Annotated in this window: 20 protein-coding genes; 5 read left to right on the forward strand and 15 right to left on the reverse strand. The window is 65.5% G+C overall.

The window, feature by feature from the left end:
- Window positions 1-58: 58 nt before the first annotated feature.
- Window positions 59-1,528, forward strand: a complete 1,470-nt coding sequence (locus tag IEV87_RS20775) for an aminotransferase-like domain-containing protein (protein ID WP_188479647.1) — start codon at window positions 59-61, stop codon at window positions 1,526-1,528.
- On the opposite strand, the gene IEV87_RS20780 is transcribed toward IEV87_RS20775, so the two are convergent.
- The 8 genes from IEV87_RS20780 to IEV87_RS20815 all read right to left on the reverse strand — a co-directional run bounded on the left by IEV87_RS20780 (window position 1,506) and on the right by IEV87_RS20815 (window position 10,316).
- Window positions 1,506-2,276 carry an ABC transporter ATP-binding protein gene (locus IEV87_RS20780; RefSeq protein WP_188479648.1) on the reverse strand — a complete coding sequence of 257 codons (771 nt, stop codon included), beginning with the start codon at window positions 2,274-2,276 and terminating at the stop codon, window positions 1,506-1,508. The genes IEV87_RS20775 and IEV87_RS20780 overlap by 23 nt on opposite strands.
- Window positions 2,273-3,115 (reverse strand): ABC transporter ATP-binding protein, encoded by an 843-nt coding sequence (locus tag IEV87_RS20785; RefSeq protein ID WP_188479649.1) that lies wholly within the window; start codon window positions 3,113-3,115, stop codon window positions 2,273-2,275. The genes IEV87_RS20780 and IEV87_RS20785 overlap by 4 nt, the downstream gene beginning before the upstream one ends.
- 1 nt (window position 3,116) lies before the next feature.
- Window positions 3,117-4,028 (reverse strand): ABC transporter permease, encoded by a 912-nt coding sequence (locus IEV87_RS20790; protein WP_188479650.1) that lies wholly within the window; start codon window positions 4,026-4,028, stop codon window positions 3,117-3,119.
- Window positions 4,025-5,050 carry an ABC transporter permease gene (locus IEV87_RS20795; protein ID WP_229737752.1) on the reverse strand — a complete coding sequence of 342 codons (1,026 nt, stop codon included), beginning with the start codon at window positions 5,048-5,050 and terminating at the stop codon, window positions 4,025-4,027. The genes IEV87_RS20790 and IEV87_RS20795 overlap by 4 nt, the downstream gene beginning before the upstream one ends.
- A 10-nt stretch (window positions 5,051-5,060) precedes the next feature.
- Complete coding sequence (locus IEV87_RS20800) at window positions 5,061-6,677, reverse strand: ABC transporter substrate-binding protein (protein WP_188479651.1); 1,617 nt, start codon at window positions 6,675-6,677, stop codon at window positions 5,061-5,063.
- A gap of 93 nt (window positions 6,678-6,770) precedes the next feature.
- Window positions 6,771-8,270, reverse strand: coding sequence for a M81 family metallopeptidase (locus tag IEV87_RS20805; protein WP_188479652.1), 1,500 nt, complete (start codon window positions 8,268-8,270; stop codon window positions 6,771-6,773).
- A gap of 28 nt (window positions 8,271-8,298) precedes the next feature.
- Window positions 8,299-9,546, reverse strand: a complete 1,248-nt coding sequence (locus IEV87_RS20810) for a pyridoxal phosphate-dependent decarboxylase family protein (protein ID WP_188479653.1) — start codon at window positions 9,544-9,546, stop codon at window positions 8,299-8,301.
- Between the two features lie 26 nt (window positions 9,547-9,572).
- Window positions 9,573-10,316 (reverse strand): GntR family transcriptional regulator, encoded by a 744-nt coding sequence (locus tag IEV87_RS20815; protein WP_188479654.1) that lies wholly within the window; start codon window positions 10,314-10,316, stop codon window positions 9,573-9,575.
- 391 nt (window positions 10,317-10,707) lie between these two features.
- On the opposite strand from IEV87_RS20815, the gene IEV87_RS20820 reads away from it, so the two are divergent.
- The 4 genes from IEV87_RS20820 (at window position 10,708) to IEV87_RS20835 (ending at window position 15,961) form a co-directional block, all read left to right on the forward strand.
- The gene (locus IEV87_RS20820; RefSeq protein WP_188479655.1) at window positions 10,708-12,081 is read left to right on the forward strand and encodes an aminotransferase family protein; all 1,374 of its coding nucleotides are present in this window, start codon (window positions 10,708-10,710) and stop codon (window positions 12,079-12,081) included.
- Window positions 12,074-13,603: a MocR-like pyridoxine biosynthesis transcription factor PdxR gene (pdxR, locus tag IEV87_RS20825; protein ID WP_188479656.1), complete on the forward strand. Its 1,530-nt coding sequence runs from the start codon at window positions 12,074-12,076 to the stop codon at window positions 13,601-13,603. Before IEV87_RS20820 ends, pdxR begins: the two co-directional genes overlap by 8 nt.
- A gap of 69 nt (window positions 13,604-13,672) precedes the next feature.
- The gene (locus IEV87_RS20830) at window positions 13,673-15,178 is read left to right on the forward strand and encodes an aldehyde dehydrogenase family protein (protein ID WP_188479657.1); all 1,506 of its coding nucleotides are present in this window, start codon (window positions 13,673-13,675) and stop codon (window positions 15,176-15,178) included.
- 24 nt (window positions 15,179-15,202) lie between these two features.
- The gene (locus IEV87_RS20835) at window positions 15,203-15,961 is read left to right on the forward strand and encodes a sulfite exporter TauE/SafE family protein (protein WP_188479658.1); all 759 of its coding nucleotides are present in this window, start codon (window positions 15,203-15,205) and stop codon (window positions 15,959-15,961) included.
- 154 nt (window positions 15,962-16,115) lie between these two features.
- Here the strand turns inward: IEV87_RS20835 and IEV87_RS20840 are convergent, their stop codons facing one another.
- From IEV87_RS20840 to IEV87_RS20870, 7 genes are all read right to left on the reverse strand, one after another.
- Window positions 16,116-17,675, reverse strand: a complete 1,560-nt coding sequence (locus IEV87_RS20840; RefSeq protein WP_188479659.1) for a chemotaxis protein CheW — start codon at window positions 17,673-17,675, stop codon at window positions 16,116-16,118.
- Window positions 17,672-18,157: a chemotaxis protein CheD gene (locus IEV87_RS20845; protein ID WP_188479660.1), complete on the reverse strand. Its 486-nt coding sequence runs from the start codon at window positions 18,155-18,157 to the stop codon at window positions 17,672-17,674. The genes IEV87_RS20840 and IEV87_RS20845 overlap by 4 nt, the downstream gene beginning before the upstream one ends.
- Complete coding sequence (locus tag IEV87_RS20850; RefSeq protein WP_188479661.1) at window positions 18,154-18,999, reverse strand: CheR family methyltransferase; 846 nt, start codon at window positions 18,997-18,999, stop codon at window positions 18,154-18,156. The genes IEV87_RS20845 and IEV87_RS20850 overlap by 4 nt, the downstream gene beginning before the upstream one ends.
- A 28-nt stretch (window positions 19,000-19,027) precedes the next feature.
- On the reverse strand, window positions 19,028-21,313 hold the full coding sequence (locus IEV87_RS20855) for a methyl-accepting chemotaxis protein (protein ID WP_188479662.1): 2,286 nt from the start codon (window positions 21,311-21,313) through the stop codon (window positions 19,028-19,030).
- Window positions 21,314-21,441: 128 nt separating this feature from the next.
- Entirely contained in the window at window positions 21,442-22,536 is a 1,095-nt protein-coding gene (locus IEV87_RS20860) for a CaiB/BaiF CoA transferase family protein (RefSeq protein ID WP_188479663.1), read from the reverse strand.
- Window positions 22,533-24,656, reverse strand: a complete 2,124-nt coding sequence (locus tag IEV87_RS20865; RefSeq protein WP_188479664.1) for an acetate--CoA ligase family protein — start codon at window positions 24,654-24,656, stop codon at window positions 22,533-22,535. Before IEV87_RS20865 ends, IEV87_RS20860 begins: the two co-directional genes overlap by 4 nt.
- A 9-nt stretch (window positions 24,657-24,665) precedes the next feature.
- Window positions 24,666-25,814, reverse strand: coding sequence for an acyl-CoA dehydrogenase family protein (locus IEV87_RS20870; RefSeq protein WP_229737753.1), 1,149 nt, complete (start codon window positions 25,812-25,814; stop codon window positions 24,666-24,668).
- Window positions 25,815-25,982: the final 168 nt, after the last annotated feature.

The following is a 25,982-nucleotide window of genomic DNA, read 5'->3' on the forward strand; positions in this document are numbered from 1 at the left end:
AACGCAGCGGATTGCCGCACAGTGGCACCGGTTCGACTATTTTCGGAATGCACCTGCTATGAACGAGGCGGCCTGGCGTACTCTGCTCGACCTGCGTCCTGACAGCACACCTGCCGGAGGTCTGCAGCGCGAGTTGCGTTCGCGGCTCGTCACGGCCATCCGGCGCGGCGACCTCGCCACCGGAATGCGGCTGCCGGCGTCGAGGAAGCTCGCGGCATGGCTCGACATCTCGCGCAACACCGTGACGCTGGCGTACAATACGCTGGTTCAGGATGGCCTGCTCGAGGCGCGGCACGGGTCCGGTGTCTACGTCGCCCAGTCACCGCCTGTCCGTGCCGCGGTGGACAGGCCGCAGCCGGCCCAGTCCTGGGTGCGTCGTCCGGCGATCATGCCGTCGCTGATGCGGCAGGTGAACAAACCCCGCGACTGGCAAAGCTATCGGTATCCCTTCATATCGGGGCAGGTCGATCCCGAGCTCTTTCCGGTCAACGGGTGGCGCGAGAGTTCCCGCGCGGCCTGGAGCATGGCAGAGACCTCCATCTGGTCGCAGGACGTGATCGATGCCGATGACGACGCCCTGGTCGAGGCGGTCCGCCTGCATGTGCTTGCCGAACGCGGCATCCGTGCAGGCCGCGACGAGGTGCTCATCACACTCGGGGCGCAGCAGGCCCTGTCGCTGCTCGCGCAGCTCTACCTGACCGGCGGGCGGGTCGCGGGGATCGAGGATCCGGGCTACACCGACGTGCGCAACATGGCCGCCCAGTTCGCGAGCGAGCTTGCGCCGCTGCCGGTCGACGGGCAGGGGGCCATACCGGATGCCGCCCTGCTGCGATGCGACATCGCCTTTCTGACACCCGGTCAGCACTGCCCGACAAACGCCGTGATGCCGCTGGACCGACGGCGGCGTTTTCTGGAACAGGCTGCCCTGTCGGGGACGGTCCTTGTCGAAGACTCCTACGACTGGGATCACCGCTCCGAAGATGCGCCGCCGCCGCTCAAGACGCTGGACGCGGTCGGGCAGGTCGTTCACGTCGGATCCTTTTCCAAGAGCCTTGCGCCGGGCATTCGCGGCGGCTTCATGGTTGCGGCCCCCGACATCATCGCGGAGCTCCGGGCGCTCAGGCGCATGTCCATCCGGCATCCGCCGCTGAGCGATCAGCGCATACTCGCCAGCTTCCTGTCGCTTGGCCACCACGATGCACATCTGCGCCGGATACGCCCGATCCTGGCGGAACGGGCCGAACTGATCCGCCACGAACTCCCGCTTGCCATGCCCGATTGCACCGCGGTGCATGGTCCGGGGTCGCACAGCTTCTGGATCGCGCTGCCGGACGGACAGGACAGTCAGCGGCTCCTGCCGCTGGCGCAGGCCGAGGGCGTGCTGATCGAGCCGGGCGGCGTGTTCTTCGCCGACCCGGCCCGGGGCGCGCGCTACTTCCGGCTTGGCTACGCCGCGATCCGGACAGAGCGGATCGTTTCGGGGATCGCGGCGCTGGCCCGCGCCGTCAACCTGCTTCGCGGCGCGTGATACCGGGCTGATAGCCCTCGCTCGCCCGAAGCAACTGCCGGGCGTAATCCGTGCTGACGCGACCGCTGCGCATCTGATCGCCGGTCAGAAGCTCCACGGCCTCCCCGTTGCGCATCACAAGAATGCGCTCGCACATCGCACCAACCACGGCGAGGTCATGGCTCACGAAGAGGTAGGTCAGACCCCTCGTCTCTCGCAGGTCCATCAGCAGGTTCAGCACCTCGGCCTGAACCGAGACGTCGAGCGCCGAGGTCGGTTCATCCAGCAGAAGGATTTCGGGCTGCACCAGTAGGGCGCGGGCGATCGCGATGCGTTGCCGCTGACCGCCGGACAACTGGTGCGGGAAACGGTAAAGGAAGCTCGCGTTCAGACCGACCTGTTCGATGGCCTGGCGGATCCGGTCCATCCGGTCGTCCAGCCCCAGGATACGGATGGGTTCGGACAGCTGCCGTTCGACCGTCTGGCGGGGGTGCAGGGATCCGTAGGGATCCTGAAACACCATCTGGACGGCGCGTCGGAAGGCCCGGCTGCGCGTCGCACGCACCGGCTCTCCGCGGAACCGCACGGTGCCGTGGCTGATCGGGGCCAGCCCGCCGATGGCGCGCAGGATCGTGGACTTGCCGGATCCGGATTCCCCGACAAGGCCGAAACTCTCGCCATGCCGCACGTCGAAAGACACATCGCGGACGGCCCGGAAGTCGCTGAATTCGACACCAAGGCCAGCGACGCTGAGAGGGGCTTGGGTCATTCCGTTATCCATGAGGCCTCTCGTTTCAGGACAGGCAGGCGCTGCCCCGGCTTGTGGTCGATCGCGGGCAGACAGTTCATCAGCCCGCGCGTATAGGGATGCTGCGCGTTGTGCAGCTGGTTCGCGGCAAGGGATTCCACGATCCGTCCGGCGTACATCACGATGACCCGGTCGCAGAACTGCGACACCAGACGCAGGTCGTGGCTGATGAAGATCAAGCCCATGCCCCGCGCGGTGATCAGCTGGTCGAGCAGGGCGAGCACCTCAAGCTGCACCGTCACGTCCAGCGCGGAGGTCGGTTCATCCGCGATCAGCAGGTCTGGTTCACAGACGACCATCATGGCCAGCATGATCCTTTGCGCCATGCCGCCCGAAACTTCGTGCGGGTAGGCGCGCATCACCCGCTCGGGGTCGGAAATCTGGACCGCCCGCAGCACACGCACGGTCTCTGCCCGCGCCGCGGCCATCGTCATGCCGCGGCCCGCAATCGCCGCGGTGGCGATCTGGCGGCCCACGGTCTTGACCGGGTTGAGGCAATACTTCGGGTCCTGCATCACCAGACCGATCCGGCGTCCGCGTATCTGGCGAAGCTGACGGGGCGGCATGGTGAGCATGTCCTGCCCGTCGAACATCAGACGGTCGGCCGTAACGCTGGCCCTCCCGGGGGTCAGGCCAAGGATCGATTTTCCCGTGAGGGATTTGCCGGATCCGGATTCCCCGACGATGCCGATCTTTTCCCGGCCCATGGCGAAGGACACGCCGCGCAGCGCCTCATTCGGCCCGGCGGGCGTCGCGAAGGTGACGCGAAGGTTCCGGATGTCGAGAAGGTGATCCTGCATCTCAGGCCTCGTGCCGGGGGTCGAGTATGTCGCGCAGGCCGTCACCCAGAAGGTTGAAGCCCATGCAGACGAAAAAGATGGCCAGCCCGGGAAAGGTCGCGACCCACCAACCGGAAAGCAGGTATTCCTTGCCGTTCGACAGCATGACCCCCCATTCCGCCGCGGGCGGTTGCGCGCCGAGCCCGAGAAACCCGAGCCCCGCCGCAATCAGGATGACCCCGGCCATGTCCAGCGTCATCCGCACGAAAAGGGACGGCAGGCAGAGCGGCACGACATGCACCAGAATGATGCGCAGCCTGCTGGCCCCCATGAGCTCTACCGCGGCGATGTAGTCGGATTTGCGCATGGTCAGCGCCTCGGCCCGGGCGATGCGGACGTAGGGCGGCCAGCCTGTCAGGGCGATGGCGATGATCGCGTTGTTCAGGCCGGGTCCGAACGCGGTGACGAAGGCCAGCGCGAGGATCAGCCGGGGAAACGCCAGGGCGATATCGGTGATCCGCATGAACAGGGTGTCGATCCACCCGCCGAGGTAGCCCGAGCTTGCGCCGACCAGCAGACCGACGGGGGCCGCGATCACCGCGACCAGCACGACGATGTACAGCGTGTAGCGCGCGCCATTGATCACCCGGCTCAGTACGTCGCGGCCGAATTCGTCGGTGCCGAAGGGATGGTCCCAGGACGGCGGGACAAGCTGCCGGTCAAGCGCCTGGCCATAGGGCGTCTCGGGTGCAAGCTGGGGTGCGAACAGGGCGACCAGCAGCAGGGCGAGGATAATGGCCAGGCCGGTCAGGGCCGCGGGGCTGGCCCGAAGCAGCTGCCATCCGCGCCAGGCCTGCGCCAGTCGCGCCTCTCCGGGCGAAGACGGCAGGCCGGTGCGGATCCGCTCGAAAGCCCCGGTGGAAATATCGGTCATGTGCGTGTCCTCGGGTCGAGAATGCGGTACAGCAGGTCAGAGCCGAGGTTCAGCGCGACGAAGATCACGCCGATGACGAGGGTTCCTCCGAGCACGGCGTTCATGTCCGCATTGAACATGGCCTTGGTCATGTACTGGCCCAGCCCCGGCCAGGCGAAGACAGTTTCCGTCAGCACCGCCCCCTCCAGCAGCAGGCCGAAGGTCAGGGCGATCGTGGTGACAAGCTGTACCGCGCAGTTCGGCAGGACCTCGGTAAAGACCACGCGGAATTCGCTCAGCCCTTTCACCCGGGCGACCGAAACGTATTCCTGCCGGAGCTGGTCCAGCATGAAACTCCGCGTCATCCGCCCGATATAGGCCGCAGCGCCGTAGCCGAGACTGAAGGCCGGCAGGGCAAGATGGCCGAGGGCGTCCCGCATCACGTCCCATTCGCGGGCGAGGATCGCGTCGATGACGATCAGCCCGGTCCGTGTCGGCACCACCCCCTCGTAATATACCGACAGACGCCCGGGGCCATTGGCCCAGTCCAGCGCGGCGTAGAAGACGACGAGAAGTATCAGCCCCTTCCAGAACACGGGGGCCGAGTGGCCGACCAGCGTGACGACGCGGACCGCCCCGTCAATCGCGGTGCCGCGCTTGACAGCGGCCAGCACGCCAAGCGGCACCCCGATGAGGGTTCCGATCAGCACGCCGGCAGCCGCCAGTTCGACGGTTGCAGGAAACACCCGCGCGATGTCGCGGATGACCGGTTGGTTGGTTGAGAAGGAGACGCCGAAATCGCCGCGCAGCACCTGGCCAATGTAATCCAGAAGCTGGATCAGGAGCGGTTTGTTCAGGCCCATCTCCTCCTTTACGGCGTCGTAAATCTCTTGCGAGACGTCTGGCCCGACAGCCGCCGTGACCGGGTCCAGTGGCATGACCCGCCCGATCAGGAACGTCACCAGGACCAGCCCCAGGAAGGTGGCCGCGATCGTGGCCCCCTGCTTGAGCGCGATCCGGCCTGCTTTGGTCGAACGGGTCACCTGTCAGCCCCTACTTCTTGGTGACGGACGCGAAGCTTGAACCGCGCGTGTCATAGAAGACGCCCTCGACATTGTCGCGCATGGCCAGCTGCTGCGTGGCCTGGAACAGGAAGACGAAGGGGCTGTCCTCCCACGCCGCCTTCTGCAGCTCTTCGTACATCTTGGTGCGCTTGGTTTCGTCTAGCTCCTGCGCGGCGGCGGCGGTCTTCTCGCTCAGGTCCTCGGGATACCAGCCAAGCCGGTAGGTCATCTCCGAGGGCCATTTCGCTTCCCGGTCGGCGCCGGGCATGGCACCGGGGTTGAAGGTGAACTTCGACGCCGTCGCATTCGGATCGAGGTAGCCCGCCGTGTAGGACAGCTGAAGGGCCTGAAGCTTCTGGTCGCGGTAGAGGGGAATGGTCTGCGACACCGGTGCGTTGACGACGTCGACCTTCACCCCGGCCTGGGCGGCGGTTGCCTGGAAACTGGTGGCAAGGTCCATCTCGGGCTTGCGGTTGTAGGCGGTAAAGGTGAATTCGAAACCGTCCGGATAGCCGGCCTCCGCAAGAAGCGCCTTGGCCTTTTCCACAGCCAGCGAAAACGGCGTTTCAGTCACCGCGCCCAGGAAGCCCGCCGGCACGAAGGTCTGATGGACCGTGCCGATGTCCTTCATGATCGAATTGCTCAGCCCCTCGTAATCCACGAGATAGCGCATCGCCTTGACCACCCGCGGATCGTCAAAGGGTTCGATCATCCGGTTGAAGCCGAAGTACAAAATCTTCTTGGACGGCCGGTATTCGACCTTCACGCCTTCGGCGCCCGCCATCGCGGCGGCATCGGTGGCGGTGATGTTGAAGGCCAGATCGGCATCGCCCTTTTCGATCAGCAGCCGCTGCGTGCCGGCCTCGGGGACGTGGCGGTAAATGACCCGCTTCATCGCGGGCTTGAAACGCCAGTAGTCCTCGTTGGCGCTCAGCATGACCAGCGACTGCGGGCGGAAAGTATCGATCATGAAGGGACCGCTGCCGGCAGAGGCTTCGCCGTCGGCGCGCCCGGACAGCCACTTGGCGCCGAAATCGCCGTCGACCTCATGGGATTTCACCAGTTCGCTGTCGACGACCGAAAAGGCCGAGGAGGTCAGCATGTTGATGACCATCGTCGGGGCAAGCTTGTTCGGCAGCTTCATCACGAAGGTCTGGGGATCCGGGGCGCTCAGGTAGTCGTCGATGTTTTCGGCAGAGTAGCCAAGCGCGCGCATGTTCGACGACGGTTCCCGCCCGATCAGCATGAGACGGCGGAAACTGAACAGCGGGTCGGCCGAGGTCACGGGGTTGCCGCTGTGGAACGTCACGCCTTCGCGCATCTTGAAGGTGATCGTCATGCCGTCTTCCGACACCGACCAGCTTTCCGCCAGCATGCCGCCCAGGGTGTCCGGGTTGCGCGGATCGAAGCCGACGAGGCTGTCATACACGTCCCCGTTGATCAGGGCGACGTCGAGGATCTGCGAAACAGCCGGGTCCCATTCGGCGATGGATGAGATTTCGCGCACGATGACAAAGGTATCGGACGGCGTTTCGGCATGCAGCGCGGGGATTCCGGTCGACAGCGCGACGGCGATGGCGAGCGGGCTTGCGAACTTCAGGTTCATCAGGAGTTCTCCTCTGTTGGTTGGGTGCGGCCTGTTTCGCCAGGCTCTCTCGCATGACACCGCAGATGCGGGCTGCGGTTTGGTTGGGTTTCTTCAGCCGGTCACTTCGGCGTCCATGGGCCAGATCGGACGCGGCACGTGCTTCCAGTCGAAAAGCAGGGGGTCCGGGCTGGTGATGCCGCCGCTGTCCACGTCGAGGCACACGCCCGCGATCGGCTGGAAATCGGCGCGATGGCCCTGCATCGTCTTGATCACCAGCACGTCCATCTTCTCGGGTTCGATGCCGTAGATCCTGAGCTGTTCCTTGTCGTAGACGCTGCGGTGCAGGGAGGTGACGATCACCATGACACCGTCGGATTCGATCAGCGCGCTCTCGCCAAAGCTGCCGCGTGTGCCGGTGCCGTAGGGCCCGGTGAAGGCGAATTTTCCGTCCGAGATGCGCTTCACCGTCCAGTCCCGTTCGACCGGGCCCCCGCCGCGGACCGGGTCGTATTTGCCGCCGAGGGGCAGGGTGAGCGTTGCGCCCTCGCCGGCTGTGTAGAACGCCAGTGCTGCTTCGGGGTCGTACATCGGAACGACGACCGCATTCTTCGCGCCGGTCTCAAGCAGAAGCGAGAGCAGCGCGGTACCGTCCCCGTGCGCGCCGCCACCGGGCGCATCGCCGTAGTCGCCCAGCACGACGGGCCTGTCGCCGGGCCGGCGTTCGGCCAGCGCCCTGCGGGCGGCTTCCATGGATACCACAGCCTCGGAGGTTTCGTTCCGGGTGCGCCAGCATTCGTCCATCATGGTCTCCGCGACCTCGCGCAGCTTCTCCTCGGGCGCGAAGCCGGTCACGGCAGCGGAGGGGCCGACCATCGGGCAATCCGCCTTGGAATACCCGGCATGGATCGACACCCTGAGGATCTCCGGATCCGCTTCGAACGTCTTGGCAAGCGCGATGGCCTCGTGGAACGGGCCGTGGTCGTGGTAGGTGCGGGCGCCGTCGAAGCCGATCAGCATCCGGCGGCGGGCCAGGACACAACGCGACAGGGCGCCGCGCCGGAAGTTTTCGGCCAGCATCCGGGCCGTCACGATCCCGGTGCGGCGCTGGTCGACATGCGGCGAGGTGCGGAAGGCGTACATGCCCTGAACGTCCGCCGCCATCTCGTGCGAGATGTTGCAGTGCGGATCGAGCGAGACGAGAACCGGCACGGTTGGTCCGACCACGGCACGCACCCGGCGGACGATTTCCCGCTCGGTGTCCATGCAGGTTTCCGACATCATCGATCCGTGCAGCGCCAGCAGCACACCGTCCACCGGCATCGCGGCGGTCAGATCCTCGATCAGCATGTCGCAGAGCGCTTCGAGCGCGGCGCCCTCGACCGGCCCCGAGGAGCTTGCGAAGGCGGCGATGGAGGGGACGAGTTGCCAGCCCTCGGCCTCGGCCACTTCGATGAATCCGCCGGGTTCCAGATTGGTGCCACGGTATCTTTCGATCATCTCGGGACCGCGCAGGATGCGGTTCTGCGATCCGAACGCGGACAGCGGCGTGGTCATCTTGCTGAACCCGTTGGATTCGCTTTTGATGAGGGCAATCAGAACCTTGCGGGGCATGGTTGTCTCCGTATCCGGTGTTTGGCGGTCAATAGGTGGCCTGGGTGCTGGTCTGTCGGTGATCCTTTCGGACCACCTCGACGGCACGCCGCAGGTCGGTCAGGTAATCGTCGCGTGCGGGGTCGTGGAACAGCGACATCATCGCGTGCATGCCGCGCGGCGCATTCGTCAGACCCGGCAGCCAGCCGCCGCGCGACATCTCGTCGGCAACCGCAAAGATATCGACCTCGTCCGACCCGAAGTTGATGATCGACAGGTCGGGCACGGCATGCATCTTCAGCCCGGGGACGGCCTCGATCCCGGCCACGTAGGCATCGGTCATTTCCGCCAGCCGTCGGGCGATGTCGCGATACCCCTCCACCCCGAGGTGGTGGAGCACCGCCCAGGCCGCCGCCACCGCCCCGCCGGGCCGGGTGCCCACAAGGGTCGAGGTTTCGAACCGGCCATTGGGCCATGGACCCGAAACGAAGGAGGCGCGCGCCAGATCCTCACCGTCGCGGGCGAATACCGTGGACGCGGGCTTGGGGCAGAACCCGAACTTGTGCAGATCGGCCGAAATCGACCGCACGCCGGGATGGCGAAAGTCGAACGTCGGTGTGGCGCGGCCGTTCATGGTGAAGAACGGGGCCATCCACCCGCCGACGCAGGCGTCGACATGAAGCCATATGCCGGTTTCCAGCGCGAGATCGCTGAGCGCGGCAATCGGGTCCACGACGCCGTGCGGAAAACAGGGGGCCGAACCGACGATAGCGACGGTATTGCCATCGATCAGCGCCCGCAGGGTGGCCGGATCCGCGCGCCCGTCCTCCGAAATGGCACCGCGCCGCACCTCCATGTCCATCAGGTCGGCAGCCTTGTCGAAGGCGGGATGCACGGTTGTCGCCGCCACGATGTTCATCCGGCCATCGCCGGTCGCCTTGCCGGCGCGCTTCTTCTCGCGGGCCATCTTCATTGCGACGAGGATGCTTTCGCTTCCCCCTGTGGTGAACGCCCCGTCCGCGTCATCGGGCGCGGACATAAGGCTGAGACCGAAATCCAGGACATCGCGCTCCATCTTCCGGATGCTCGGAAAGGCCCGGTTCCGGCCGAGCGCGTTTTCGGAGAAGAAGTCGAAGAACGCCTGCTTGCCGACGTCATAGGTGGTCTGGTCGCTGCGGAAGACATACAGCGGGACGCGACCGTTCTGCCAATCGACATCGCCTGTCTTGAGCGCCTGCATCTCGGAGCGGAGGTCGCTCCAGTCGCGGCCGGTTTCGGGAAAGGGCTGTCGTGTCATTCTGTCCTGCGTCCGTTGGTTCGTCTTCATTCGTCCAGCACCGCGAGGATGACCCGCGATCCGTCCTGAAGGTCCGCCGCGATCTCGTCCCGGGCGGCCTGGCCATCCCGCGATCTCAGGGCGGTGATGATGTTCTTGTGGTGTCCCAGGCCTGTCCGCGACTTGCGGTATTCCCCGGACAGCCGCGTGCGTGTCGGGCCGGCCCGCAGCAAAAGGGCGTTGATGGTCGAGAGGAGAAGCGGCTGCCTGGCAGCGGCGTAGAGCCCGAGGTGGAATTCCGTGTCGAACTCCAGCGCCACGTCGAACTTCTCGGCCGACACTGCCTGTTCCAGGCTTTCGTTTGCGCGGATCAGGGTCGCGATCTCGGCTTCGGAAATGATCGGGGCGGCAAGTTCGGCGGCCATCGGTTCGAGGGCCATCCGCATCCGCGTGATCTCGGCATAGGCGTCGCGGGACAGTTTCGGCGTCCGGAATTCCCGCGTCGCCGTCATCTCAAGCGCGCCTTCGTTCACCAGACGCATCATGGCTTCACGGACCGGGGTCGGGCTGACGTTCATGGTGCGCGACAGCTGCCGCGCCGACATGCGCTGATCGGGTTTCCAGACGCCCATCAACATGCCGCGCCGCAGATTGGCGTAGACCTGTTCGGTCAGCGTCGTGTTGCGGAACACCTCGAGATTGAGGTGCGGTGCGCCGTCCGGGTCGGTTTCGGCCAGACCGCTCACGCTGCGCTCATCAACCTGATCTTCATGGGGGGTGTCGTCGTTCACCACGGGGTCCTTGCCTGCCGGTTTCGAACACAAGGTGAGCAATGCGCCCGATCAAAATCAACAACTGACATGTTATATATCGAAGATTGAGATCAGGGGACTCGGACATAATGCTCAATAAAATAAGGGTAGACTACATGATATTCGAGTTTCCAGCTCGGTAAATGGCACCATCTATAGACGAAATTGGATTCATCTCCGCGCTGTTTTGCCGGGCGATTTGCCCCTAGCTTCGGCCCGCGGTCCGCCCTCGGCAAACGTCCCGGGATTCGGTTCTCCCGCACCACCACACCTGAATTCGACTGGTCCCGGAGTATGGTGCGCTCTGGCACTTGGTCGCCAGCCATTGGCCCGTCTTCCTTTGCGGCACCACAAACACAGAGGACACCCCATGTACGACAACGACATCCGCCGCCTCGTGGACGCAGACCGGGCTCACGTCTGGCACCACCTCTTCCAGCACCGTCAACTCGACATCAGGGACCCTCGGGTCATCGTCCGGGGGGAAGGGATGCGGGTCTGGGACCAGAATGGCACCGAATTCCTCGATGCGGTGTCCGGAGGCGTCTGGACCGTGAACCTCGGCTATGGACGCGACAGCATCGGTGAGGCGATCAAGGAACAGGTAGTGCGGATGGCCTACTTCGCGGGAAGCGCCGGCACGGTGCCCGCCGCCCGCTATGCGGAGATGCTGATCGAACGGATGCCGGGGCTGGCGCGGGTCTATTACACGAATTCAGGCAGCGAGGCGAACGAGAAGGCGTTCAAGATGGTCCGCCAGATTGCCGAAAAACGGTCCGACGGCCGCAAACACAAGATCCTCTTTCGCGAACGCGACTACCACGGCACCACCATCGGCACGCTGTCGGCCTGCGGGCAGGAACAGCGGGCGTCGCACTACGGCCCGTTTGCGCCGGGCTTCGTCGCGGTGCCGCATTGCCTGGAATACCGGCGTCAGTGGGACGGGCCGGACTATGGTCTCCGGGCCGCGGACGCGATCGAAGAGGTGATCCTGCGTGAGGGACCCGACACCGTGGGCGCACTGTGCCTGGAACCGGTGACGGCAGGCGGCGGCGTCATCGTTCCGCCCGAGGGATACTGGGCGCGGGTTCAGGAGATCTGCCGCAGGTACGATATCCTCCTGCATATCGACGAGGTGGTCTGCGGGCTTGGCCGGACCGGGGAATGGTTCGGATATCAGAACTTCGGCGTGCAGCCGGATATCGTGACCATGGCCAAGGGGGTCGCCAGCGGTTACGCGGCCATCGCCTGCTGCGTCACGACCGAAGCCGTCTTCGACATGTTCCGGTCCGATGCCTCGGATCCGCTCGACCATTTTCGCGACATCTCCACCTTCGGGGGCTGCACCGCCGGTCCGGCCGCCGCGATCGAGACCATGCGGATAATCGAGGACGAAGGCCTTCTGGACAACGTCAGGGTCATGGGGGCCCGTCTGATGACCGGGCTCGAAACGCTCATGGACAGGCATGAGTGCATCGGGGACGTACGCGGGCTCGGCCTGTTTGCCGGGGCGGAGCTTGTCGCGGATCGTGCCAGCCGGACACCGATGGAGGAAGGTATGGTGTCCCAGGTCGTGGCGGCCTGTGATCGTCGGGGTGTCCTGATCGGGATGACGAACAGGTCGATTCCGGGGTTCAACAATACTCTCTGCCTGGCTCCGGCCCTGATTGCGGGACCGGATGAAATCGACAGGATCGTCGCGACACTGGACGAGGCGCTGACCGAAGTGACGGGTCATGCCTAGCCCCGAAGCGGTTCCGATACATGTCGATGGCGGCGCCGGTCAGGCCGTGGCGGCCAGCACGCTTTTCCCGCCCCGCGCGCCGGGGGTGCCGCTTCAGGCGTGGATCCGGCAGTCGCTGGTCAGGGCCATCGTGGCGGGCACGCTCGGTCAGGGCCAGCGCATGCCCGCCACCCGCAGCCTTGCCCGCAGCCTCGGCATCGGTCGGAACACGGTCACCGCTGCATATGAAGAGCTTGTTTCGCTCGGGTATCTCGATGCGCGCGAACGGCTCGGTTTCTTCGTCGCCCGGCCCGCCCCTCCGGCGGACCGGCATGTCCCGTCCGGCGTCCACGGACCAACCCGGCAGCCCGCGTGGGACAGGCATCTGAAGACCGTCCCCTCGCAGATGCGCCACATCACCAAGCCACACGACTGGCAGAGTTACCGGTATCCGTTCATTTACGGTCAGGTCGACCGCGCGCTGTTCCCGGTCGACAGGTGGCGCGCCTGTTCGCGTGATGCGCTTGGCCGGTCTGCCATCGACTTCTGGGCCCCTGACCGGGCTGTGGAGGATGACCCGATGCTGGTGGATCAGCTGTGCCGTCACGTCCTTCCGCAGCGCGGGATCTTCGTCCGGCCCGAGGAGGTGATGGTCACACTGGGATCGCAGGAGGGCATCTACATCCTCTCGCAGCTTCTGCTTGGTCCCGGGAGCACGGTCGCGATGGAAGATCCGGGCTATCCGGACGCCCGGAATATCTTTGCGGCGCAGCGGGCCCGCGTCATGGGCCTGCCTGTGGACGGCGAGGGGCTTCGACTGGACGCAGGGGCCGAGGCGGTGCTGGCCCAGGCGTCGCTGCTTTTCGTCACCCCGGCACACCAATGCCCCACGATGGTGAGCCTGTCCGACGATCGCCGGGCGCGGCTCCTGTCGCTTGCCGATGCCAGCAACTTCCTGATCGTCGAAGACGATTACGAGGGAGAGCTGCGGTCGCACGATACGCCGCCCGCGCTCAGGTCGATCGACCACACGGGCCGCGTGATCTATGTCGGGACCATGTCCAAGGTGCTCTCTCCGGGCGTCCGGATCGGCTACGTCGTGGCCGCGCCGCGACTGATTGCCGAGGCACGGGCCATGCGACGGCTGATGCATCGCTCGGCGCCGATGAACAACCAGCGGACCGTGGCGCTATTGCTGGCCAACGGTCATTATCAGGGCATGGTCCGGGCGATGCGCCAAACCCTGACGGAACGGCGCAGGGTCGCGGCGGAGTGTGTCGCGACGCACCTGCCGGATTTCGGCCCCGGCCAGAGCCTGGGCGGCACCGGGCTCTGGCTGACATGTCCCCCGGATGTGGATGCCAACAGTCTGATTTCCAGCGCCGCCCGGCGGAGCGTTCTGATGGAAACCGGTGATCCCTTTGTCGCAGCCGAGCTGAACGGCAGATACATCCGGCTCGGAATCAGCGCTATTCCGACCGGCCTCATCGCGCCCGGTATCGGCGAAATCGCCCGCGCCGTGAACGACCTCCGCGCGGGCTGAGCAGCCTGGACCCATGCTTTGGAACCGGCTGGATCTGTCTGGGCGGCGGGCGGTCTGCAAACTGGCGGCATGGAAACATCAGACATCATCCCGTCGCGCCCCTTCGATGACCTCTCTGCGGAGGACTGGCTTGCCCGCGTGGCTGACCGCAACCTGATCGACGGGGATCTGACCCCCGGACCTGCCACGCTGGACGTGATGGAACCGGCGCAGATGCGGCGGCTGGCCGGCACGCCGGCGTCGGGCGAAGACGAGGTGGCCGCAGCGGTCGGGGCGGCCCGCGCGGCGCTGCCCCACTGGGCCACGACAAACGCCAGACAGCGCGGACGGCTTTTGGCCAAAGCCGCGCGCGAAATAACCGCCTGTTCCGAAGCCATCGCCCGGCTTCTGGCGCGCGAAACCGGCAAGGCGCTGGCCACGGAATGCCGGGGCGAACTGGCCGTGGCCGCCGACCTGCTGGAATTCTACGGCGGCCTTGCGCCGGAGCTGAAGGGCGAAACCGTACCCTTCGACCCCTCCGTATTTGCCACGACGACCCGCGAACCACTCGGCGTCGTCGCGGCCATCGTGCCCTGGAATGTCCCGCTGGTCCTGACCATGCTCAAGATCGCTCCGGCCCTGGTGGCCGGGAATACCGTGGTCGTGAAAGCCTCCGAAGAAGCGCCGTTTGCCACACTTGCCTGCGCGGTCATCCTGAACAGGTTCCTTCCGGCCGGTGTGGTCAACGTCATCGTGGGCGAGGGGCCGTCCTGCGGTACGGCGCTCACCGCGCATCCCGACGTGGCCAAGATTACCTTCACCGGGTCCGAGGCCGCCGGCCGCAAGGTCTATGGCGAAGGTGCGAAACGTATCGTTCCGGTCTCGCTCGAACTTGGCGGCAAGAGCCCGATGATCGTCTGTGGGGACGCCGAACTCGACCGCGCCGTTGCCGGCGCGATTGCCGGGATGCGCTTTACCCGGCAGGGCCAGAGCTGCACGGCCGCGTCCCGCATCTACGTGCACGCCAGCCTTTACGACGCCTTCGTCTCGGACCTGTGCGGCCGGCTTGAAACCCTCCGGATCGGAGATCCGCTGGACGAAGCTACCGACGTCGGAACGATCATCAACACCCGCCAGAAGGCAACGATCGAGCGCTACGTGAAACTGGCAGAGGCGTCCCCCGGCGCGCGGATCCTGCGGCTCGGCACTCTGCCCGAACCCGGTCCGGTGGCGCCCGATCTGTTCATGCAGCCGACACTGATCCTCGACCTTCCCGCCGACAACCCGGCGGCCTGCGAGGAAATCTTCGGCCCCGTCTGCGTCATCAGCAAGTGGGACGATTACGAGGAGGTTCTGGCAGCGGCCAATGCGTCGCCCTACGGGCTCGCGGCGACGGTCTGGACGGACAGCCTCTCCACGGCGCTGGACGCGACACGGCGCCTGAACGCCGGATATGTACAGGTGAACCAGAACCTGACGATCCAGCCCAACCTCAGCTATGGCGGATTCGGGGTCTCCGGGCTCGGGAAAGAGGCGACGCTCGAGGCGATGCTGGAAAACTTCACCCGGAAGAAGACGATCGTCTTTGCCATGTGACACAACCCGACACGAGGGTTCGGCATGCCCCAATTTCCACTGCTGACGGACGCGGTCGCGATTGCCCTGATCGTCCTCGCATCCGCGGTTCTGCGCGGCCTCACCGGCTTCGGCTTCGCACTCACTGCTGTGCCTCTGCTGTCGCTTGTCCTGGAACCCGTACAGGCCGTGGCGCTGACCGTGCTGGTCCAGGCGGCGATCGGACTGCGCGATCTCCTGACCCACAAGGGTGAATGGGACGGGGCCATTCTGGCCCGGCTTGGCACAAGGGCGGTCCTGGGAACACCGATTGGTGTCCTGCTACTGCTTTGGGTCGATCCTGCTGTCGCCCGTCTGGCAATTGCAGCGCTGATCGTCGCCGGATTGGTGCTCATGCTGCGATCGCCGACGACAGCTCCGAAACCGCCGGACCCGATGCTCGGCGTTGTCGTAGGGGCGGTCTCCGGCGTCTTCGGCGGTTTCGCGGCGATGCCGGGGCCGCCGGTCGTGGCGTACCTGCTGAACAGCGACATGCCGTCGGCACGGGTGCGCGTCTCGCTCATCATCTTCTTCTTCGCGACATCGGTGTTGACCGTCCCGGGCCTGGTCTGGGGCGGCGCCGTCACCGTCCATACAGTTGGCATGGCCCTGTGCCTGATACCCGTGACGATCGGCGGCACATGGGTCGGCCACCGGCTGTTTCTAAGCCTGGGTGACATCGGGTATCGCCGCATTGCGATCATGGTTCTGACCGGCACCGCCATCGCGGCCTCGATGCGCGGGCTCTCCGGTTTGTTGTATTGACCGAGAGCGCCCGAACGTCTGCGGGCGCATAGCCAAGTCTTTCGGGTCGACCGTCTTTTTCCTCTGCGCAATAATTACATAATTCAAGTTATGCACCGAACGGTTCCCCACGGGGGCTCCCACATCTCCCGAAGCACAGGCCAACCTGACGTCACTACACGGCGGCGCTGTCCAGTGACCGCCCCCCCGCCTTTTCGAAACACCGGCGCAGCATCGCGTCGACGTCCAGGATCATGACGCCGCCGTTGGCCGGGCTCTGGATGCAGCCGCAGATATCCTCGGCGATTTTCATGGTCGCGTCGCGCAGGTTCAGTGAGGTCATCTCGGCGACCTTGTTTTCGGTCGTGATGACGATCTCGTCGACCGTATCGACGATGATCCCGTACTGGCTGCCGTCCTGACGAAAGATCAGCACCTTGTCGCCCATCCTGTCCGTGCCCGGCATGTCGTACAGCGTCCGCGGATTTATGAGGCTGATGAGGTCGCCGCGGAGGTTCATGACTCCCTCAACGAATTCAATCGCATAAGGCGGCTGGAGCAGTGATTCAGGATAGTTGATGACCTCGCTGACCTGCGATGTGTTCAGTGCGAAACGGCGGCCGAAACTGAAGACGATGAAGGTCATGCGGGCATGTGCCGACCGCTCTGCCCTGTCGGACACCGCCTTGTCTCCAGGTGGATGGACCTCCCTGCAGCGGCGCGCAGTGTCGGCGAGGATCGGGTCGCTTTTCAATGCGCCGTGGTCGAGAACCATGACGATATCGCTGTCCCTGCTCAGCAGGCAGCCCCTCACAACGTCGGCGCGTGGCAGGGCAAGCTTGGTGAACTGGAGGATTTCGTCCTGAAAACAGGTGATGATGCTGTCGATCGAATAGACCAGCAGGCCGATCGGTCCGCCCTCTGTCTCGATGATGAGCATTTTTCGCTTGGGCGGATAGGGGGTGCTGTCCCGTATGTCCGCGACATCCTTCATGAAGTTCCGGAAATCCGCGACCGGGATGATCGTGCCGCGCAGGTTGGCGATGCCGATGAAGCAGTCGTGGACGAGCAGTGATTCCATGATCTCCGGTGCATCCATGACGCGGTCGACGTGACGCAGATCGATGGCGCAGGTCGTGTGCCCGAACTGGAAGGAGAGACAGTTGAACCGGCGGCCGCGGGAACGGGCGGTCTCCTGCCTGTGATCCACAAGCGTCTCTCCGGTCGGGACCTTCTCAAGGTTCAGGATCTCGTAGGGATCGAGGATCTGTACGATCCGCTCCCCCTCCTCAAGCTTGAGAAGACCCTCGATCACCACGTCCTTGATCGCGCCATCGCGAGGGCGGAAATCCACGCGCGCGGCGTCCTGGACGTTCAGCACCTCTCCGGTGCGGTCGACGGTGAGACCGACGCAAAGGTCACCGTCTTCGACAATGGCTACCTTTCGCTCCGCGACCTCCCGATCCGGGTAGCCGAGCAACTGGCGCAGGTCGATGACCGGGATGATCCGTCCGCGCAGGTTGAACAGGCCCTGCATGAACGGCGGCGAAAGAGGTACAGGGGAAACGGTTGCAGGTTCGTTCACCACCTCCTTGATGACGCTGGCACCTAGCGCGAATTCGGTCTGGTCGAGCCAGAAGGACCCGTAGATCTTCTGCAACCCTGCCCTGTCTCGCCGTAGGGGTCCGTCGGGCTGCGGACGGGTTTCATCAGGTGTGATCTGCGGCAGGGTCATCTCGTCCCTCCGATGCGCGGGATCTGCGAGATCTGGAACTCTCCGCTCGTGCAGTCGATGGTGACCTGACGGCCCAGAACGCCGCCGGTATCCTCGTAAATGTTGCGCAGCCCGAGCTGGCGAACCGCCCGGTAGGCACTGCTTGAATTCGTCGCGCCGACAAGCCGGGACGGGTCGGTGTCGGGCGGCATGGTCATGTTCGCGCCGCCGGCGACAATCACCTTGACGTGCTGGTAGTCGGGCGGCGCGATCTTCATCAGCGACACCAGCGAATGCACGGCCTGATCCACGTGGCGGCCGTCGATCCTGTCCGTGACGCCGCCGGAATCACTTAGCAGACAATGTGCGAGACCGTAGGTTTCCCGGGCGGGACAGAGGAAACCGAGACCGACGCATGACCCGAGGATCGCCGTCAGGATCTGCCCGGGGCCGCCGGTCTTCACCTCGCCGATCTGGACGTGAAGCTTGGTCGCGATGGTCATGCCGGCACCCCGGCGGTGCGGGCGACCGGGCGGTAGATAATCGGTTCCACCTGCTCGAAATCGGTTTCGATGAACTTCAGGGATTCGCTTTCGCCGATGAACAGCACGCCTCCGGGATGCAGCAGGCGACGGACATGGCCAAGGATCCGTTCCTGGTCGGCCGGGGTGAAGTAGATCAGCACGTTGCGCAGGAAGACCACGTCGAACTGCGCGGTATTGGTCAGCGGTTCCAGCAGGTTGTGCTGGCGGAACCGGATGCGCGACCTGATCTGCGGTGCGACCTGCCAGCCCTCGTCGTCAGACCCGGTCATGTGGCGCGCGAACAGGTCGGGCTGGTCCGCGCGGAACCGGGCGACGGGGCGGCCACGGTACACGCCTTCGGTGGCCACACCGATCACGCGGGAGGAGATGTCGGTGCCGAGCACGGCATAGTCGAAGCCCGGCGTGCGGGAGCGGGTCTCTTCAAGAAAGGTGCCTATTGTGTGCGCTTCTTCCCCGGTTGAGGCGGCGGCGGACCAGACGCGCATCGGGCGGCCATGTTTCGCGGCCAGGAAATCCGGGATGAAACTGTCGGTGAAATAGGTCCAGACCCGGGGCGTGCGGTAGAAATAGGTTTCGTTGGTCGTGACCCGGTTGGTCAGTTCCTGCCGCTCTGCTTCGTCCGCCGCGACGCGGGCGATATAGGTGCCATATTCGCTGAGGCCGAGGTCCCGCAAGCGGGGACGCAGGCGCGAGACAAGCAACGATTTGCGCGTCTCGCCGATGGTGATGCCGGTCTGATCGTAGACAATAGCGCGGAGTTTCGCGAAGTCGCCGTCGCTCATCATGCTGGGAAGCTCCATTCTGGGTCTTGGCCGTCCGGGACACCTGTCACGCGTCGAGCTTTGCGATTTCCTTTGTCAGCCCCTCTGCCCCTGTCTTCAGGTTGTCTGTTGCCGCCGCGATGTTGTCCGAGGCGATGACCGACTGTTCGGAGGCGTCGACGATGCTCTGTATCGCCTCTGCCACGTCGCGGGCGGCGGTCTGCTGTTCGTTGGCGGCGACCGAGATTTGGGTGATGGATTCGGTCGTGTCGGAAATACCGGCGAGGATCTTGGTGAAGGCGGCGCCCGCCTCGCGCGAGACCTCGCTGCCTTGGGACACGCGCTTCACCGTCTCGTTGATCAGCTTGGTGATCTCCTTCGTGGCCTGGGAAGATCGTTCCGCCAGTTTGCGCACCTCGTCCGCGACGACGGAGAAGCCGAGCCCGTGTTCCCCGGCGCGCGCGGCCTCGATCGCCGCGTTGAAGGCCAGGAGGTTGGTCTGGCTGGCGATTTCGCTGATGACCTTGACGATTTCATTGATTTCCTCCGAAGAGGCGTTGATCAGGTCCATCGCCTCGATCGAGCGTTCGATCGCCTTCGCGCCGAGATCGGCCTCGTCCTTCGTGCGTTTCGCGATCTCGTCCGAAAGCCCGCTGTTCTGTGCGATGGAGTCGATGGAAGCGCTCAGTTCCTCGACCGAGGCGTTGATCTCCTCCGTGGTGCAGCCAAGTGTCTGGGACCCGGCGGCGACCTTCTGTGCCTGTTCCGCGATGTCGGCGGACATGGTGCGGAATTCGTCGGCGATGCGGGACACGTTCTGTTCGACCGTCTTCTGCCCGGTGATGTCGATGGCGAATTTCACCACCTTGAACGGTTTGCCACGCGCGTCGAGGATCGGGTTGTAGGAGGCGTTGATCCAGACCTCGCGCCCGTTCTTGCCAAGACGTCTGAACTGACCTGCGCTGATATCGCCGGCAGCGAGGTCCGACCAGAATGTCTGGTACTCCTTGCTCTGGACATAGTCGGTGTCGCAGAACATGCGGTGGTGCTTGCCGCGGATTTCGTCCAGCGAATAGCCGGTGGCGGCCAGGAAATTGTCGTTTGCGCTCAGGATGGTGCCGTCGAGCGTGAATTCGATCATCGCCTGCGCGCGGTTGATCGCGGCCATCCGGCCATCCTGTTCGGCGGTGCGGCGCTTCTCCTCCGTAATGTCGGAGGCGAACTTGACGACCTTGAAGGGGCGGCCACTGCCGTCGAGGATCGGATTGTAGGTGGCGTTGATCCAGACCTCGGTCCCATCCTTGGCAAAGCGCCGGAATTCACCGGTCTTGGGCTCTCCGTCGCGCAGGTCCTGCCAGAAAGCCTTGTACGCCCCGCCGCCGACCTCGTCCGGATCGCAGAACATCCGGTGATGGCGGCCGGCGATTTCCTCCAGCGCGTATCCCATGACGCTCAGGAAGTTGTCGTTCGCGCTCAGTATCTTGCCGTCCAGATCGAATTCGATGGTCGCCTGGGACCGGTCCAGCGCCGCGAGGATTCCGGCGGTCTTGCGCTGATCCGTCACGTCCGCCCATTCCAGCACATTGCCGGCGAGGGCCCCTTCGGCGTCGACGATGCCATGCACGTCCAGCGTCAGCATGCGGTCGCCGAGGGTCAGGTCCGTCCGCAGCGGCAGGCCGTCGAGGTCGGAGAGCGCCCTGCCCTTGTGGCCCGTCGCCTTGAGGATCGCGTCGATCCGGGCACCGACAATCCTGTCCGGATCGAAGCCGGGCCAGAGTTCGGCGAAGGCCGCCGCGTTGCGGCTCAGCAGATCCAGCATCGCGGCATTGGCCTGGGTGACGGAGAGGTCGCGGTCCACGGTCATCAGCGCCACGGATGCGGTGTCGAAGCCCGTCGTGCGCGCGCTGTCCTGCGCCGCGCGGCGTGCCTCTTCGGTTACGTCGGTGGCAAAGACCATGACGCGGCAGGGCTTGCCCGCCGCGTCCGGAACCGGGACATAGCCTGAGCGGACGGTCAGCGCACGTCCCCCCTTGGCCAGCCGCGAAAAAGCGCCCTCGACCGTCTGGCCCATGGCAAGCTGCATCCAGAGATCGCGGTCGTCGTCGGCACCGCTCTGGCCCGTATTGCACAGCATCCTGTGGCTGCGACCGCGCAGTTCCTCCGAACCGTATCCGAAGATATCGAGGAAATTCTCGTTGACAGACAATATCTTGCCATCAAGATCGCATTCGGCCACCGCCTGCATGCGGTGGATTGCATCGGTCAGGCCGGTGTCGGGCGCAACGGCCACCTGATCCTCCGCAACCGCGGCAGGGGTATCGACGGCGATGTTGGTATTTTCCTTGGCGGTCATGGCCCGGCCTCAAGTTGACTCTGGTCTGCGGGCACCATTGGGCATGCGCCTTAACATGCGGTTACATGCGGCCCGGATCCCTCCGCCGCTTCGTTGCCAATTCGATCTAAAATGGCGCGTCCCGGCAGTCAGCCGTCCGCCGCGGGGGACCCGAGGTCCGGCGCGGGCGGCATCGAGGCCGTCATGCCGCGCAGCCGGACCGGAAAGGGGACGGCGGGTCCGCTGGCGGTTTCGGTGATCAGCCCGCGGGCGGCGAAATGGTCCGAGGCGGTCGCCTCGTTCACCGTCAGGACCGGGCTGGCGGGAACGTCGTGCGCCCCGAGCACCGCCATGGCCGCGTCGCGGGTCATCGGCGCAAGGGCCGTGGCGATGGCGGCGTTGATATCGCGCATGGCGTTCCGGCGCGCGGCGAGCCGGTCCCACTCCGCCCCCGCAAACCGCCCGAGGTCGAGCGCGCGGCAGAGATTCTTCCAGAAATGATCCTCCAGCGCGGCGACGGAAACCGCGCCGTCGCTGCAGGCAAAGACCCCGTAGGCCGGACGCACCAGCGCGACCTCCCGCTGGCCCTCCGGGTCGTCGATGCCGCGGTGGTTGTAGACCCCCCGCCGCGGGTTCAGCCAATGCGCCATGCAGTCGGTGATCGACAGGTCGATATACTGCCCCTCCCCCGTCCGCTCCCTCTGGAAGAGCGCGGCGAGGACAGAGGCAAGACCGTAGAGCCCGCCGCCCAGATCGGCGACCGGCAGGCCGAAGGTGTGGTCCGGCGGTCCGTCGGGCGTCCCGCAAAGCGCCGTCACCCCGGCCAGCGCAAGGTAGTTCAGGTCGTGTCCCGGTGCGGACACCATCGGGCCGGTCTGCCCGTAGCCGGAGAGGGAAATGTAGACCAGCCCCGGATTGACCGCCGCCATCGCCTCGTACCCGAGGCCGAGCCGCGCCATCACGCCGGGCCGAAAGCCTTCGACCATGACATCGGCGGTGCGCACGATCTCCTCCGCCCGCGCGCGGTCGGCGCCGGACTTGAGGTCGAGCGTGACCGACTCCTTGCCGCGATTGACGATCCCGAAGGTGCCGGGCTGGCTCTGGCGCAGCCCGTCGCCGCCGGGGCGTTCGATCTTGATGACCCGCGCGCCCATCTCGGCCAGCGCGCCGGTCATGAAGGGCCCCGGCAGCAGTTCGGAGAAATCGGCGACGGTGATGCCGTGGAGAGGCTTCGGTCCGCTCATTCCTCCACCACGATCACCGCATCCAGCGCCATGACCCCCTGCCCTTCCGTGCCGGTCCAGACCGGGTTGATGTCCATCTCCACCAGCCCCGGCGTCGCCATGGCATAGTCCGACACCTTCACGATGAGGTCCGCCAGCGCGGCCACGTCCCGTTTCGGCTGGCCACGATAGCCGGTCAGCAGTTTCGCAGACTTCAGCTCTCCGATCATCTCCTCCGCCATGGGCCGGGTCACCGGCAGCATGCGGCGCGTCACGTCGGCGAACATCTCCACATAGATGCCGCCAAGACCGAAGGTCATGACCTGCCCGAAGACCGGATCGCGGAGAATGCCGACAAAGGCCTCCAGCCCGCCTGCCGGGGCCATCGGCTCGATCAGCACGCCGTCCAGCGTGGCCGACGGGACCGCCGCCCTGGCATTCGCCATGATCTCCGCGAACGCCGCCGCCGCGCCGTCGCCCGTCACGCCCAGTTTCACCCCGCCGATGTCGGACTTGTGGGTGATCTGTGCGCTCACGATCTTCATCGCCACCGTGCCCATGGCCTGCGCGATGCGCACCGCGTCCTCAGCCGTGGTGGCGATCTCGGGCGCGGTCGCGGGCACACCGGCGGCGGCGAGTGCGCGTTTGCCCTCCACCTCGCTCAGCGTACGGGTCGGGTCGGGATCGCCCTGCGATCCGGTGGCGATGATGCCCGGCTGCCAGCCGGTGTCCCGCGCCGCCCTCCACAACCCGTAGTCGATCCAGCGCCGGACCGCCTTGCGCATGTTCCGCAGCGACCGGAAGGGCGGCAGTCCGGCCTCCGCCAGTTTCGCGTATCCCCCGCCCTGCCGCTCCGACATCCAGATCGGTACGATCGGCACGGAGGCTGCGTCCTGCACCGCCTTCAGCGACCCCGCGTTGACCACCGAATAGGTGCCGTAGTCCATCGGCAGCGGCGCCAGCACCAGCCCGACATTGGCATCGTCGGCACAGGCGGCCAGCGCCTCACGGTAGGCGTCGGGGTGGGAAATGGAGATGGAGGTCGTGTCGATCGGGTTGGACATGCCCGCATAGGGCGGCAGGGCATCGGCCAGCCGTTTCGCCGTTTCCGGCGTGAACTCTGCCAGTTCCAGCCCCGCGATCCCGACGTTGTCGGCACAGAGAGACGCTGCCCCGCCAGAGCTGGCGAAGACGGCGATCTTCTCCGTCCCCTCGGGCATCTTGCGGGTAAACAGCATGGCGACGTCGACCAGTTCATCCAGATCGTCGACCTCCACCACGCCCATTTGCCGGAACACGGTCGAATTGACCTCGGCCGAACCGGTGATGGAGGCGGTATGCGACTGCGCCGCCCTGGCCCCGTAAGCGGACCTCCCGACCTTGAGCCCCACCACCGGTTTGCCCTTCCGCGCGGCCTCCTGACAGGCGGCGGCAAAGCGGGCTCCGTCCTTGAAGCCCTCGATCAGGCAGCCGATCACCTTGATCTCGGGATCCTGCGCCATGTGGTGCACGAAGTCGGCGACCTGCAGGTCGCATTCGTTGCCCGAGGATGACCAGAGGCCGAAGCCGATCCCCCGCACGTTGTGCTGGATCATGTTGCGTCCCAGCCCGCCGCCCTGGGTGGCCAGCCCGATCGGGCCCGGCGTGATGTCGTCCTTGAACGCGGGCGAAAAGGTGAGGCCAAGCGGCAGATTCAGGTTCACCAGCCCGGGGCAGTTCGGCCCGTAGATGCGGATGCCCGTGCGCTGCGAGATCTCCACCAGCGCAGCCTCCTCCGCCCGGCCCCAGTCATCCGCCTCCGAAAAGCCGGAGGTCAGGATGACGGCAAAGCCGCAGCCCTTTTCCCCCGCCTGTTCCACCGCCGCGCGCACGGCCGGGGCGGGCACGACGACGACGATCACGTCCACCGCTTCGGGAAGGGAGGCGACATCGGGATAGCAGCGCAGGCCCATGACCTCCGCCTGCTTGGGGTTCACCGGATAGACCGTTCCGGCAAAGGCCGAATGCTGCACGATGTTCCTCATCGCGTGGTTTCCGATGGAATGCTCCTTCTCCGATGCGCCGATGACCGCGACAGTGCGGGGCGCGAAGAGACGGGTCAGGTCGGGGAAGACGTAGGGTTCGTAATTGTCTTTCGGCATGGCGCGGCCTCAGGTGATGGCGTTCAGGCCAAGGATCTCCCGGCCCGCGATAAGCGTCTGGATCTCAGAGGTGCCCTCGGGGATCATGCCGCCGCGCGTGTCGCGGAAGATCCGCTCGATCGGGTAGTCACAGGCATAGCCCAGCCCCCCGTGCACCTGCAGCGCCATGTCCGCGACCTCGAAAGCCGCCTGCGTGGCGTAGAGCTTGGCGATGGAGCAGTCCTCCCGCGCCTCCTCCCCCGCGTCGAGCCGGGCGGCGGCGGCGTAGGACAGCGCCCGCGCGGCCTTCACCCGCATCGTCATGTCGACGATATGCTTCTGGACCAGCTGGAATTCCCCGATCAGCTTGCCGAACTGCCGGCGCGTTTTGGCGTAGTCGATGGAGAGATCCAGCGCCGCCTGCGCCTGCCCGACCGCGCCCATGGCAATATTCACGCGCGCGGTGTTCAGCCCCGCCAACGTGCCCGACAGCGCGGTGCCCTCCGCCCCGACACGGTTCTCGACCGGAACGACGACATTGTCGAACTCCAGCTCCGAGGTGCCGGTCGGGCGCAGCGTCATCTTCTGCACCCGTTTCGCGGAGAACCCCTTCATCCCCTTCTCGACCACAAAGGCGGACAGACCACCGTCGCAGTCCGGGCTGAAGGTCCTGGCCACCAGCAGGCAGATGTCCGCGTTGATCCCGTTGGTGATCCACAGCTTTCGGCCCGAAATGACGTAGTGATCGCCCTTGAGATCGGCCCGCGTTTCGATCCCGCGCACGTTCGACCCGACATTGGGCTCGGACAGGCCCGTGCAGGTGCGGATGCGGTTGGCGAGCAGGGGCTTCAGCCAGCGGTCCTTCTGGTCGTCGGTGCCGAAGCGCGACAGCTTCTGGATGGTGCCGTTGGTGATGTTGACGATGGTCCGCAGGGAACCCCAGCAATACCCGGCGCTCTCCATCAGCATGCCCCAGGTGACATAGGGCAGGTCAAAGCCGCCGTCGGCCTCGGGGATCCTGCCGCCGAGATAGCCGAAGTCCTTGAGGCCATCGAGGATCTCGAAGGGGAATGTCGCCTCCGCCTCGTGCTTGGGGATCAGGGGCGTGACGTTGGCCTTCAGCCAGCGATCCACGGTGTCCTTCAGCATCCGCTGTTCTTCGGTCAGCAGCGCGGTCATTTGCGCCGCCGCCCTGCGCAAGCGAAGCCCGGACCGCCGCGGCGGTTCCGTTTCGTGACGGTCATCCTGTCTCCTCCCCTGGCCACGGCCCACGGGGAGCCACGACACGTTTTACCTATGGGGCCCTAATTCTACTCATCAGTCAATAAGTGAATTAGCGGGGGCGGA

It is taken from the genome of Primorskyibacter flagellatus, assembly GCF_014638275.1.
GTDB lineage: Bacteria > Pseudomonadota > Alphaproteobacteria > Rhodobacterales > Rhodobacteraceae > Pseudooceanicola > Pseudooceanicola flagellatus_A.

Excerpts from the sequence above, each read along its gene's own strand:
- IEV87_RS20870 (WP_229737753.1), bottom strand. The coding sequence starts at position 25,814 with ATGACCGCGCTGCTGACCGAAGAACAGCGGATGCTGAAGGACACCGTG.
- IEV87_RS20860 (WP_188479663.1), bottom strand. The coding sequence starts at position 22,536 with ATGAGCGGACCGAAGCCTCTCCACGGCATCACCGTCGCCGATTTCTCC.
- IEV87_RS20845 (WP_188479660.1), bottom strand. The coding sequence starts at position 18,157 with ATGACCATCGCGACCAAGCTTCACGTCCAGATCGGCGAGGTGAAGACC.
- IEV87_RS20835 (WP_188479658.1), top strand. The coding sequence starts at position 15,203 with ATGCCCCAATTTCCACTGCTGACGGACGCGGTCGCGATTGCCCTGATC.
- IEV87_RS20780 (WP_188479648.1), bottom strand. The coding sequence starts at position 2,276 with ATGACCCAAGCCCCTCTCAGCGTCGCTGGCCTTGGTGTCGAATTCAGC.
- IEV87_RS20830 (WP_188479657.1), top strand. The coding sequence starts at position 13,673 with ATGGAAACATCAGACATCATCCCGTCGCGCCCCTTCGATGACCTCTCT.
- IEV87_RS20840 (WP_188479659.1), bottom strand. The coding sequence starts at position 17,675 with ATGACCCTGCCGCAGATCACACCTGATGAAACCCGTCCGCAGCCCGAC.
- IEV87_RS20785 (WP_188479649.1), bottom strand. The coding sequence starts at position 3,115 with ATGCAGGATCACCTTCTCGACATCCGGAACCTTCGCGTCACCTTCGCG.
- IEV87_RS20800 (WP_188479651.1), bottom strand. The coding sequence starts at position 6,677 with ATGAACCTGAAGTTCGCAAGCCCGCTCGCCATCGCCGTCGCGCTGTCG.
- IEV87_RS20850 (WP_188479661.1), bottom strand. The coding sequence starts at position 18,999 with ATGGAGCTTCCCAGCATGATGAGCGACGGCGACTTCGCGAAACTCCGC.
- IEV87_RS20820 (WP_188479655.1), top strand. The coding sequence starts at position 10,708 with ATGTACGACAACGACATCCGCCGCCTCGTGGACGCAGACCGGGCTCAC.
- pdxR (WP_188479656.1), top strand. The coding sequence starts at position 12,074 with ATGCCTAGCCCCGAAGCGGTTCCGATACATGTCGATGGCGGCGCCGGT.
- IEV87_RS20805 (WP_188479652.1), bottom strand. The coding sequence starts at position 8,270 with ATGCCCCGCAAGGTTCTGATTGCCCTCATCAAAAGCGAATCCAACGGG.
- IEV87_RS20855 (WP_188479662.1), bottom strand. The coding sequence starts at position 21,313 with ATGACCGCCAAGGAAAATACCAACATCGCCGTCGATACCCCTGCCGCG.
- IEV87_RS20865 (WP_188479664.1), bottom strand. The coding sequence starts at position 24,656 with ATGCCGAAAGACAATTACGAACCCTACGTCTTCCCCGACCTGACCCGT.
- IEV87_RS20810 (WP_188479653.1), bottom strand. The coding sequence starts at position 9,546 with ATGACACGACAGCCCTTTCCCGAAACCGGCCGCGACTGGAGCGACCTC.
- IEV87_RS20790 (WP_188479650.1), bottom strand. The coding sequence starts at position 4,028 with ATGACCGATATTTCCACCGGGGCTTTCGAGCGGATCCGCACCGGCCTG.
- IEV87_RS20775 (WP_188479647.1), top strand. The coding sequence starts at position 59 with ATGAACGAGGCGGCCTGGCGTACTCTGCTCGACCTGCGTCCTGACAGC.